The 12,839-nt window shown below is 50.0% G+C and carries 5 protein-coding genes; all 5 read right to left on the bottom strand.

The window, feature by feature from the left end; genetic code table 11:
• Positions 1-2 precede the first annotated feature (2 nt).
• The gene (locus KKE17_08850; GenBank protein ID MBU1710096.1) at positions 3-473 is read right to left on the bottom strand and encodes an outer membrane lipid asymmetry maintenance protein MlaD; all 471 of its coding nucleotides are present in this window, start codon (positions 471-473) and stop codon (positions 3-5) included.
• Entirely contained in the window at positions 470-1,711 is a 1,242-nt protein-coding gene (locus KKE17_08845) for an ATP-binding cassette domain-containing protein (GenBank protein MBU1710095.1), read from the bottom strand. The genes KKE17_08850 and KKE17_08845 overlap by 4 nt, the downstream gene beginning before the upstream one ends.
• A 54-nt stretch (positions 1,712-1,765) precedes the next feature.
• Positions 1,766-2,560, bottom strand: a complete 795-nt coding sequence (locus tag KKE17_08840) for an ABC transporter permease (GenBank protein ID MBU1710094.1) — start codon at positions 2,558-2,560, stop codon at positions 1,766-1,768.
• Positions 2,561-3,042: 482 nt separating this feature from the next.
• Entirely contained in the window at positions 3,043-6,111 is a 3,069-nt protein-coding gene (locus tag KKE17_08835; protein MBU1710093.1) for an acyltransferase domain-containing protein, read from the bottom strand.
• A complete protein-coding gene (locus KKE17_08830) occupies positions 6,104-12,478 on the bottom strand; it encodes an SDR family NAD(P)-dependent oxidoreductase (protein ID MBU1710092.1) in 6,375 nt (2,124 codons plus the stop codon). Before KKE17_08830 ends, KKE17_08835 begins: the two co-directional genes overlap by 8 nt.
• Positions 12,479-12,839: the final 361 nt, after the last annotated feature.

Here is a 12,839-nt window from a genome sequence, read left to right as displayed (position 1 = left end):
CTTTATTTGTCTGGTTTGCCTTCCTGCACACTGCCGAAAGCGAATTTACCGATCATATCCTGCAAATCCATGGGATGCACGGTATCAATGATAAAATCCCCGGGGCGCAAAAGTTTGTCAGACCCGCCGCCTGGATCGATACTGATATATTTATCCCCCAGCAATCCGGAGGTCTTGATTGAAGCAAGGGCGTCATCATAAATCTTTACCCCTTTTCTGATCTTCAGTTCCGCTACGGCCAGCTGTTTGTCCTGATCCAGGGTAAACCCTGCGACCTTGCCCACTTCTATGCCGAACATTTCAATGGTATTTCCGCTGTTCAGTCCGGCAACTGTCTTGAATCTTGCAAACAGAGAATAGGTGTCCTGGCCGAGCAGGGTCAGGCTTCCCACCTTTACCGTCAGGATTCCGATAGCGATTAAACCTGCCAGCACAAAAATTCCAGCCATTGTCTCTTGGGAATATTTTTTCATGATGCACTGCCCTTTCCGATTTGTATTCTTAAAATCTCTTTTTGATTATTCCGGGCCTTCTTGAAAATATCCAGTATCTCATCCTGTCCGGATTTACCCTCTGCAAAATTTACCAGAACACTCAGTTCGGCACACTCGCATTCCGGTATTTGCAGCTTCAGTTCTTCCAACCCGTCACTGGCCAGATCCCGGGAAAATTCTTCGACAAGCTCACGGGCTTCATTATAATCTGAAAAAGGCAGAACAGTGATGAACTGATTCAGTTTCTGCCTTACAGAAAACCCACCCACCGCACTGAAATGCTTGTTCATATACTGGCCCAGAGCCCTGATCATTTTCTGACCGGCTGTATAGCCGACCTTTTCACAATACGATCCAAAACTTTTGACCGAGAAGGCGATTATAATAAATGTTTCGCTTGAATCATTTTTCTTCAGCTCATTCTGATAGCGCATCTTGAATGCACGTTTGGAATAGAGCCCGGTAAGACGTTCCTCAAACCCCTCAAGACTCTCAATAAACTCGTCCACAAACGGGTGCTGGAAATCATCAAGCTCTTCCGGGGTGCCCTGAAAGACGATCTTTCCGTCATGAAGCACCAGAATTCGATCGGAAATAAAAAAAATATCAGGGATGTCATGGCTGATAATTACGGCGGTAAATCCAAATTTCTTCCGATACTCTGAAACCATACTGAGAATAGCGTTCCGCCGCACAATATCCTGCCCGGTGGTGGGCTCATCAAACAACACCAACTGGGGTTCGGTTACCAGTGCGCGACTGAGAGCAACCCGTTTCTGGGTGCCGCCGGACAGTTCCGCAGGATACTTGCCCGCCATATCGACAAGTTCGGTCTGCTCCAGCTTGACTTTCACCTTGTCACTGATCTCACCGGCGCTCAATTTTGTGGTGTACTGCAGGGGAAAAGCAATATTTTCATAAACCGTCATGGAGTCAAACAAGGCATTATTCTGAAACATGTAGCTTATCTGCATGAAATAGGATTTTTTTTCCTTTGGGGAAAATTGTGCAATATCCTGCCCTTTATACAGAATACTCCCCTCATCCTGAATCATCAGGCCGACGATATGCTTGAGAAGCACACTCTTGCCGCTGCCGCTCTTGCCAATGATGGTCGTTACTTCTCCCTGGTTGATCTGCAGATTGACACCGTCGAGAACGGTCAGACCGTTGAATCGTTTGGTAACATTTCTGAACTCAATCAAAGGAATATCCATAAATATCTAACCCGGGAGCCTGTTTAGTGCCCTTTGTCGGCTTTTTTTTGCCTGCTAAAACAGCAATGAAGTCACCACATAATCGGCAATGAGAATGAGCACGCAGGAGGTAACGACCGCGGTTGTCGTCGCATTCCCCACTGCCTTGGCGCCATGACTGTCTTTCTGAAGATGGCAGAAATATCCTTGATAACAGCAGATTGTCGAGACGATGAGGGCGAAGGTCACTGCCTTGAAAAAACCGCTGGTTATGTCCTCCATTTCAACACTTGACTGAATCCTGAAAAAATATGCCCCGGAATCAAGTCCGAGCAGCTGCACTCCGGATATATAACCGCCAAATATGCCGATCAGGTCAAAAAATGTTGTCAGCAGGGGGAAACTGATAACCGCCGCAATAATCCGGGGGCTGACGATGTAACCCATGGGATCGACGCCCATGGTGGAAAGGGCATCAATCTGTTCGGTAATCCGCTGGATGCCGATTTCGGTGGTCATGGAAGAGCCAGCCCGGGCGGTAATCATCATGGCGGTCAACACCGGCCCCAATTCCCTGATCAGGGAAAGACCCACGGCAGAGCCTAAAACGCCGCCGGCGCCAAATTTGACCAGAGTATGATAAAGCTGCAACCCCAGGACCATCCCGGTGAATATTCCCACCAGCAGGACGATGAGGATTGACTTGGTGCCGATAAAATAGATCTGTTTTACAATGCTCGCCAACTGCTTACGCTGAAAAACAGAAATAACGGCTCGCAGAAAAAACAACAGAACAGATCCCAGCATATCAATAATTCCGATGCCGGTTTTCCCCAAATTATCAATAAAATGAGTTATGTTCTTTACCATTGGAATCCGTCTGATCCTTTCTTTTCCGACATGATAGCCAGAAGAGCGAAGCCGAAGGTTAATTGCTTAATGGCGCTACTTGATCATTTTGTCAACCAACTGATGCAGCCGACTTGATTTAAGGATGTTACCCTAAAAAGCATTGCCATTGCCAATGGACTAGCTAACTGTTTCTTCATCCAAGGTGAGCAATTAAAATCCCGGCTCTAGCCATAATGTTTGACAGTTAAACATTATGGCCAGATAAACGCTAGTAGGAGCCTGTCGGAGAATTAAGATAGTACGAAAAATTGAGAAATCGAGACCAGATTTTCGGAAATATGGACCGATTTTATCGTTTTCGGAGTCTACGCTCCCTGCAGTAGATTCGGAATTCGCCGACAGGCTCCTGGACTTCGAGCAACGGCGGAGGCTCTGAATGTTCATGTTCAGAGCCCTTATTTTGGGGTTTGTGGCCCACAACCGTACTTGAAGATTTGGCATTAAGGCTTCGATTTTTTCTTTGCAAGATAGCGGGTCATGACTTCATGCTGCTGGGAAAGAAATTGGTCCATGGTCTGCATGAATGAAGACATTGCGTCCTCCTTTTTTCCTGAGGGAAGTTCATCCCCAACACCGCTTGAAGATGCTCGAATTGTTCTCCTGAAGAGTTGCACTGTTTCCTCATCCAGGTTGAGTACGGGAAGCCCCTGATTTAATTTCACCGCCCGGCTCTTTTTAGGTAGAGCAGTATCTTGACCTGTTTGTATTTCACGAAAGATCGGCAAAGCCTTTGCCTCCCTTCCCTCATAGAGATAAGCCAAATCCAAGTCTATCCCGTGGGCGGCCAAGGTTCCCAAAGCAAGATTAAGCTGATTGAGATCGCTTTTACCCTGCATATTAAGTGGTACGGCAATATGTTCGGCTTTTCCCAACGTGTCCCGGACAAAACCGCATAAATTGCTGTTCGGCCCAACTTCCAGGAATACCCGTGCACCATCGGCATACATCTTTTCAATGGTTTCACGGAACCGCACCGGCATCATCCACTGTTTTAAGAAAAGATCGCGGATCTCTTCGGGATCTGCAGGATAGTCTGATGCAAGGGCGCTTGAATAAATCTTTGCATGAGCTTTCTGAGTGGGGATATCTGAAAATTTTTCGCGTAATGGTTTAAAAAGCGGTTCGTACCAGCTTGTATGAAATGGTTGATTAATTGCCACCGGCAGACAGATCGCCCCCTTGGATACAAGTTTTTCCTGCGCGCGGACAATCCCGGACGCACTGCCGCAGAGAAAAATCTGGTTGGGGCAATTGTCAAGGGCCACCTGGACTTCTCCCTTGGATTCTTTTGCCACTTTTATGATTTCTTCCGGCAGAATCCCTCCGACAGTGAGCGTTTTCACCTTTGGAAGTTTTTCAGCGTATGCCTTCACGTGGTCATTAAAGTCCAGTTCCAAATCAACGATAAAGTTTTCCGCTTCAGGAGGAATTGCGCCTGCGGCAATCAGAGCGTTAAAATCCCCGGTGCTGTGCCCGGCAAAAAGCTCAGCTGTAATACCCAGTTTTGTTGTTAGATAATAGTATGCGGAGTTAGCGCTCCACAGGGCGGAATTATTGTAATGCCGCAAAAACATCAAACGCCCCGGCGCTTCTTTATCTTCAATGGAATGCGCTGGCGGCGGGTACAGAACCCGACTCAACGGTGTACTAAACCCGTGCTTTACATATATCCGATCCGCCTTGTCAAAGTATTCCCTGACCGGCGGAAAATGCATACAGAGCTCGGAAAGCATGTTGACGTAAGAGGCGCCCTGCCCGGGAAAGAGTATTGCAATCTTGCCCTTTTTCCCCAGAGGGTCGGCAAAATAAAAAATGCCGCGCGGATCATAAATGGTTTTATCTGATTGTTCGAGTTGTTCCTTTGCTGAAGTCAGTTTATCGAGAAGTCCATCAATCGTTGGAGCAATAACAGAAAGGATTTTATCTCCTGTTCCAGACTGATCGCAGTTCATTGTATAGGAAATATCAGCAAGACTTTTATCATTATTTTCAATAAGATACACGAGCAACCGCTCAATATCTTTCAGTAATTGATCACGGCTTGATGCCTTAAGGCAAACCAGTTCCGATGGCCATTCCAAGGGAATGGGAATCTGCTTATCGTTATTGGAATTTCCCAGGTATTCCTCAAGCACCAGGTGGGCATTGATTCCACCGAACCCGAAGGCATTGATTCCGGCTCGTCTTGGAGTTTCCAATCCGTGAATCCAGGGTCGGACCTGAGTGTTCACATACATCGTGCTTTTTGGAAATTCAAATTTTGCATCGGGCTCGTCACACAACGTTGGCGGCAAAACTTTATGATACAGGGCCATCATGCTTTTGATCACACTGGCGGCGCCTGCCGCGGCCATACTATGGCCGATCATCGATTTCACAGAGCCAAGCGCCATATGAGGCATTTCGCCTTTTCTTTCCCCGAAAAAATGTTTGAGCGTGCGGATTTCTGTTTCGTCTCCAACCGGAGTGCCGGTTCCATGTGCTTCGATAAGCCCGACGGTTTGCGGATCAAGGTCCGGTGACTCATAAGCCCGTTCAAGGGACAGGAGCTGTCCTTCAAAGCGTGGCACCAGCACACCCAAGCCTTTGCCGTCGCTTGACGAGCCCACACTTTTTATCACTGCATAGATATGGTCATGGTCCCGCTCCGCATCGCTCAGTCTTTTAAGAACCACCATGCCCATGCCTTCGCCAAGCAGCGTCCCGTCCGCGCCAACCCCGAAGGGACGCAGCGAAGCTTTTCTCGTCAAAGCGCTCAGCTGGCAGAAAACGATAAAAACCGCATACGGACTGCTGGCCTGGAGACCGCCGCTGATCACCATATCGCAGCGGTTGCGTTGAAGTTCAAGGATTGCCTGATCCATTGCAATGAGCGACGAGGCGCAGGCCGCGTCAATCCCGTAATTAGGGCCCTGCAGATCAAGGCGGTTGGCAATGCGCCCGGTGATCAGACTGGGGGCGGCAATACTGCAGTTATCAGGGGTGACCTTCGGAATGCTGGCGCGTAATTTCTGTTCCAGAGTATTAAGAAGCGAGTCCGGGGTTTCCGGGAGCAGCGCTTTAATAACCTTAATGGTTTGCCCCACCCCATGGGCCTGCTGAAGATAGGTGCAGTTGGCCCGGTGAAAAAGGGTCTGACGGCCTAATATCACCCCGGTGCGTGCGCGGTTGAAATCCCGTTCAAAATATCCGGCATCGATCAGCGCCGCCTTGGCAACGTTTAAGGGCAGAAACTGTTCCGGATCAGTCCCTTCCAGGGAGTTGGGCAGCACCCCGAACTCGGTTGGATCAAAATCGGTATAATCGTTGATGAAGCCGCCGCGAATCGTATACACATGATGAAACTCGCTTGAATTCGGATCATAGAGGTCTTCCCGCAACCACTCTTCCGGGGCATCGGTGATCGCATCCACCTTGTTGAGGATATTGCGCCAGAATTGCCTGAAGTTCCCTGCTTTCGGATAAACACCGGCTGCGCCGATTATTGCTATATCTTGCGGCTCAATCATCTAGAATCATCTCCGATCTCAATTCTTCCTTGTGCAGGTAATTCAATTTCTCACTGCTTGAAAACTCCATGTTTTCGACAAGCATCACGGTCTCGTGCTTATCGTTCCACAACCGGATATCCGCCACAACCAGACTGCCGCCGCTGCTGACTCTGGTGATTCGCGTATCGCAAAAAAGCTGTTCAGCCGGCGACGCATTAAACAGACGGCAACTGCCAAGGTTCGTGGGAAAGCTTGAAGAGCCCAGCTTCGCCCTGGTCCAGAAGTTAATCTGCTGGGAAAGGCAATCAATGATTACCGGATCGATTATCCAGCCGTGTTCCACGAATCGGTCAAGAAATTCTTTAGGATCTGAAATTCTCATGCGGCTGCGAATGGCATTTTCACCGATTCCCAGGACTTCCTCGACATGCTGAAGTTTCGGGCCATGAAAAAGCAGCTGGTCGTAGCAGTCTTCAATGGAAAGCGGATAAGCTTCCAATTCACCCAGTGTTTCAGGATCATAGCGCGGCGAATCCGGCAATTGATGCGCCAGGGTGAATTTCGCCATATGGGTCGGGAACTTGGGATTGTCCGCCTGAAAGGCTCTGGCTTCCACTACTCTTGTTCCGGCTTTCAACGCCTGTGATTCAGTGGGATACACGGTAATTCTGATGCCGGTCCGCCCCGGATAAATAATGATTCCCTTGATGATCCGCAGGTCTTCAAGGCCGGTGACAATCCAATCATTCCAGCCGTATTTAATGATCTCCGCCATCAATTCTATGATGATTGCCACCGGGATCACCGGTTTGCTCGCCATGAGATGGGAAAGGAGATAGGGATGCCGAGGCAGATCAATGATCTCGTTATAGTGCCAGACTTCATGACCGACAAGTCCGGGAGGATCGCCATCAAGCAATGGCAGAACGTCCTGGTCGGTGAGCCTGATTTCTTCGTCCTTTGAACCCCAGAGTCCGCCGCCGATGACAATTTCAACATCCTCTTTGCGGCCCAGGCGGATTTCCCGCTCAAACATGTACCGGCCTCTTGGCGGATCAACGAGTTTGATGCCACGCTCTCTGAGCTGCGCCTGAACTTCAGGGGAAGCCATGCCGGCATCGGCCCACGGCCCCCAGTCAATGGAGAGAATCCTTCCCGGCCATCTTCGGTTCAGACGGCAGGCAACCTTGTTCATTACCTCATTGGTGGCCGCATAATCCAATTGTCCGGCATTCCCGAAACGACCGACCACCGAGGCAAAAAGCACCATGAGTTTCAGAGTCTCGCCGCGGAGCAATCTTTCCAATATAAAAATACTCTCCGCCTTGGTATCAAACACCCGCTCGAAGGACTCCGGCGACTTGGACTCAATAAATGCATCCTCGATAATTCCCGCGCCGTGGACAAATGCATCAATCCTGCCGTATTCGTTGTAAATCTTCTCAAGGGTCCGGGTCATTGCCGGTTCATCGCAGGCATCCGCCTGAAAATATCGCACGATGGAGCCCGCTTTTTCCATGGCCCTGAAATTTGCCGACATCTCTCGAGTTCTTAGAATCTGCTTAAAGACCCTTTCCACATCCGCTGGTTTTACAGAACTATCCTTTACCTGCATTTTCTTAAATAGAGCGGCACGGATCTCTTTGTGATCGGATAAATCCACCGTATCCTCTGATTCCGGCTCAATGGGGGCAGAGCGTCCGAGAAGCAAGAGGGTCGACTGATACTGCTCAGCGATTTCAATGGCGATTTCCGCGGTAATCCCCCGGGCGCCGCCGGTTATCACGACAATATCATCCTTGGCAAGTGGAGCTGGTTTCTCAGGATCATCCATCAACGGAGTGGGAATAACCCGCACCACAAGCCTTTTTTCTTCCCTGAATCCCACCTCCACATCCCATTCCAGCGAAGTAAGCTCACGGACAATCTGTTGGGCGACAAAAGATTGGTCGAGAACCGGATCAAAATCAATGGCCTTGCAGGTGGCAACCGGCCATTCCCGCTGAAGGGCTTTTAGCATTCCGGCAATTCCGCCGTGACCGGGATTAAAGGTCGATTCGCTGATCAGGTCTTCAAGGGTAAACGTACCGCCAAGATTGGTGATCCCGGCAATCCATGCCCGGTCGGTTTCCGCTTGGACCTGCAGGTCAGCAGCCGATGCCTTGATAAGATAGAAGAGACTTTTCACATCCTCCCTGAGCCTCTTCTGCCATTCGCTCAGGGTCAACTTATCGTAGGGCATCATCTCCCGCAACCCTGCAAGGTGGATTAAGCCGCTGATCGGTCCGTATTTTTTACGGATGGTGCCAATTGCTTTGCTTGCCCCTTCAAAGGAATCAAAACGGCAGCAAAGCTCATTTTCAGCGCTGCTTTCCTCGGCTTCACTCAGTCGAAGAAGCACCGTGCTCAAACCTTTGTTTTGTAGAATTCCCTGGATTTCCCTTGCCAGGCCCTGCTCATCGTCGGTTATGACAACCACCCCTTTTGCCGGCAGAACCTCTTTCGCGTCCTCCTGAAAAGGCATTTCAGAGATCCGCACCTCGTAGCGCGGCAAGATGAGATCCTCTGCCTGCAAAGGAACTTCAAGTTTTTCCGGTTGTAGGATTTTCGTGTGTTGAGGGATTACCGGCTCGCCTGCCCCAGGCTGGATTGCCCCGGTAAATTCCACCACCCAGTCAACTATGCCCTGCAGGGTTTTCCGGCCGCCCAAATCCTGGGTCTGCCCGGCATTTGGCTCATCGTATTGCGAGAGGAGTTCCTTTTGCAGCGCCCCAAGAATTTCCACGCGCTTGATGGAGTCAATCCCCATGTCCGCTTCCATGTCCGCAGCCGGATCAAGCATATCAAGGGGATACCCGGTCCGATCACTGACAATATTGAGAATCCGGGATTTCACGTCAGGGCCGGCGGCTTTTTGCTGAACTGGTTGAGAAACTTCCGCCACCCCCTGTTGGGAACTGATAAAATCGATGAGCCAGTCAATAATCCCCTGCAGGGTTTTTCGTTCGGCCAAATCCTGAGTCTGCCGGGCATTGGGCTCATCGTATTGGGAAAGATGTTCCTTTTGAATGGCCCCCAGGATCTCCACACGCTTGATGGAATCAATCCCCATATCCGCTTCCATGTCAGCATCCGGGTCAAGCATATCACGGGGATACCCGGTACGGTCGCTGACCAGGGCAAGGATCTTCTCTTTCAAAACCTCGGCATTAAGCCCGACTGTCAATGGTTGCGGTGCTTTCGGGACTGGTTCCGGAGAAGGCACAACAATATTTGCCCCCGCACCATTCTGTTTAAGGGCCTGAGATTTTGCCGCCCCCTCAGGGGGAGCGCCTTCCAGGTAAGTGAGCATTATTTCGCGCTGCATGTCGAGAAAGCGCTGCATGCTCTTCTGATACTGGATGATCACTCCGTCCATATCTCCGTCGCCGATATGTGCTGCCCCGCGGCCTGCTGCAAACATTTCCATGGCAGGATTCTTTTGGATTCTTTCAAGAGCAGATTGCGCAGCCTTGTTTGCTACACTGCTGCGCGACTCGGCTGATGGCCAGGTCTTCCCCAGCTTCAGCATGATTTTGGTGGAACTGGCTTTCTTCTTTACAGAGGATGTGGCTCTTCCATCCTTTTCCCCTACTGGGATCCTTCCCGCAAATAATCGATCAAAGTTGACATTCACTCCCTGGGCGGCCAGACTCCCGAGACCGAGCAATAATTGCCGTACCCCGTGTTCGCCGGGATTATCCAGGGTGATTACCGCATGGGGAAAATCCGCTAAAATCTGCGTAACAAGTGTGCCGAGAATATTGCGGGGTCCTGCCTCGATAAATACCCGTGCCCCGGCCTCATACATGGCCCGAATCTCCTCAATGAAGCGCACCGGATTGATGATCTGCCCGGCAAGCACCTCACGCATTGCAGCAGGGTCTCCGGGATATTGTTCAGCTCTGGTATTTGAGTAGACCGGGACCGTGCCTGTGGAAAAATCAGTATCCTGTAAAACTGCGGAAAACGCCTCCTTAACTGTGGAGAGAAAGGGCGTGTGAAATGCACCTGAAACCGGAAGACGGGTGGCGCGAAAGCCTGCGGCCCTTGCTTTTTCGACAAATGCTTCTATTTCTCCGATATTGCCGGAAACAACCGTCTGTTTTGGCGAATTACAGTTTGCAATCCATAATTCGACGTACTCGCTAAGCATCGGTTTAACAATTTCTTCTTCCGTATCAATTGCCGCCATGGCGCCGGGATTCTCTTTCCCTGCCTCGGCAAGCAACCTGCCGCGTATTTCGGAAAGGGTAAAAAAATCTTCCACAGTTATGGCCCCTGCCTGCCGCAACGCTGAAAGTTCGCCATAGCTGTGGCCGCAGACAAGCTCCGGCCGGATACCCAGGGAATCAAGTAAATTGCAGATTCCCAGGCTTGCGGCACCCACCGCTGGCTGGGTTGTATGGGTCCGGCTGAGTTGCTTTTTAGCTGCCTCCTCCTGCCCGGGAGTAAAAAAAGGCGGCGGAAATATTGTGGCGCTCAAAGGTTGATCATATTTCCCGGAAAGTATCCGGTCAGCAATCTCAAAACCTATACGCACCTCAGAAAAATGCACGGCAAGATCATTAAGCATGCCGGGATATTGCGCGCCCTGCCCGGGAAACAGATACGCGACTTTTCCTGTATCGAGAAGCGGTTCATCGTTATAAAAAATCCCAAGGCTGTCATTGATGGCCAGAGGATTCCCGGTGCCGGCCTCATCGGCTTTACGGATGAATTTAAGAATCTTGTTCCTGAGGTCTTCTTTGGATGATGCAACAATCGCCAGGGTTTTTCCGGAAAAAGCCCTTGCCTCATCCCATAATTTACAGGAAAGTTCAAGCAGGCTTGGCGGCCCGGCATTCTGCAGCGTTATCACATACCCCTGCAGCTTCTTTTGTATTGCAGCAGGATTCTCACCCCGCCAGACAAACAACTCCTCCGGCCACCTGTTTACCGGCGCCTCTTTGAAATTCTCAGCAGCAGTAAATTCCTCAAGAACTGCATGAAAATTCGTGCCGCCGAACCCGAATGCGCTGACCGAGGCGCAACGTCCCACCGTATCCCTGGAATGAATCCATGGCCTGGTTTGAGAATTGACGTAGAGGGAGGTATTTTCAAGGGCCCGGTTTGGCGACTTCACATTGGCGGTGGGCGGCAGCACTTTGTGATAAAGCGCCAGGGCCGCCTTGACCAGTCCGGCCGCACCGGCCGCCCCCTTGGAGTGACCGATCTGGGATTTGACCGAGCCGATGGCATGTTTCGGCGGTTGATTCTCCTTTTGGGTAAATATCCGGCTGAGGGATTCTATTTCAATGCGATCACCAACCACCGTACCGGTGCCGTGTGCTTCAATCAGACCGATATCATCGGGATCAACGCCGGATTTAGCGTAAGCCCGTTCCAACGCCCGGTGCTGACCTTCGGGACGGGGAGCCGTCAAGCCCCTATCCTTGCCGTCGCTGGATCCGGCAACGGATTTTATCACGGCGTAGATTCGATCATGATCACGGACAGCATCGTCAAGCCGTTTGAGGATGACAATGACAATTCCTTCGCTCAAAACCGTGCCGTCTGCGCCCTGATCAAAGACCCGACATTCGCCGGTTGAAGACAGGGCATGGGTTTTACTGAAACAGAAATAAGCAAACGGGTTCTGACTCCCTTCAGCACCGCCGGTAATCACCATGTCGCTGGTGCCGGTCTCAAGCTCCTTTACTCCCTGATAAATCGCCCCGAGGGATGATCCGCAGGCGGCATCCACTACAAAATTCACCCCACCAAGATCCAGACGATTTGCAATACGACCGGCAGTCACATTGGGCAATATGCCTGGATAGGAATCCTCGGTCCATTTCGGCAGATTCTGGTCGATCCCCGAAACATCCTTGAAAAACATACGGGCATGGGCTTTGAAACTATATTGCAGGGCAAGATCGGCAATACCGCTGCCAATACCCAGTATCACCGAGGTTGTCTCCCGGGGAAACGTTTTATCAAGATATCCGGCATCTTTAAGGGCCGCTTGCGCAGTGGCCAGGGTGAGTAATTGCAGGGGTTCCACCGACTGGACACTGTTTGGCGGCATGCCGAATTCGGCCGGGTCAAAAGGCTGCGGATCAATAAAACCGCCCCATTTTGAATTGATCGAGTGCTCGTCTCCAGAATCAGCATTGTAAAATTCCCGCCAATCCCAGCGGTCGGCGGGGATCTCACGAAGACTGTTTACCTTGTAAATGATATTATCCCAATACTGAGGCAGATCGGCAGCGTTGGGCAAGAGGCAGGACATGCCGATGATTGCGATATCAGAAGGTTTGCTGTTCAATTTTTCTGATAATTCTATCTGTTTCTTTTCAGTCATTGTAACTCCATGCACTCAAAGTAAAAAAAATCCTCTTGCCGCTTTCATATCATTCGTAGTGCCAGTAAAACAAATCAACAAATCATTAATAAATTTCTATTGATATTCTTTCTGTTCAGTGTAACTTCCTAACGTTTTCCTTTCAGTATAGAAAATGCAGAAATTATAAGGGAAAAAACTGTTACATTATCCTTGGATTTGACTTCCAATTCACGAACGATTTAACTAATCATATGCGTCATTAATGATAAAAAAACAGTCGAAATGTCAAGCCAAATAAACCCGTTAATTTGGTAAATATCCAGGACAACACCCGCATATTGCTTGAAATATGACGAAAGATCCTGCAGATAAAATCTAT

Source organism: Pseudomonadota bacterium (assembly GCA_018823135.1).
In the GTDB taxonomy this organism is placed as follows: domain Bacteria; phylum Desulfobacterota; class Desulfobulbia; order Desulfobulbales; family CALZHT01; genus JAHJJF01.
Note: the sequence above shows the minus strand (reverse complement) of the source record. Positions and strands in the feature narration are given on the sequence as shown.

What these genes read in the sequence shown, in the direction of transcription:
- KKE17_08850 (MBU1710096.1), bottom strand. Translation starts at nt 473, where the DNA reads ATGAAAAAATATTCCCAAGAGACAATGGCTGGAATTTTTGTGCTGGCA.
- KKE17_08845 (MBU1710095.1), bottom strand. Translation starts at nt 1,711, where the DNA reads ATGGATATTCCTTTGATTGAGTTCAGAAATGTTACCAAACGATTCAAC.
- KKE17_08840 (MBU1710094.1), bottom strand. Translation starts at nt 2,560, where the DNA reads ATGGTAAAGAACATAACTCATTTTATTGATAATTTGGGGAAAACCGGC.
- KKE17_08835 (MBU1710093.1), bottom strand. Translation starts at nt 6,111, where the DNA reads ATGATTGAGCCGCAAGATATAGCAATAATCGGCGCAGCCGGTGTTTAT.
- KKE17_08830 (MBU1710092.1), bottom strand. Translation starts at nt 12,478, where the DNA reads ATGACTGAAAAGAAACAGATAGAATTATCAGAAAAATTGAACAGCAAA.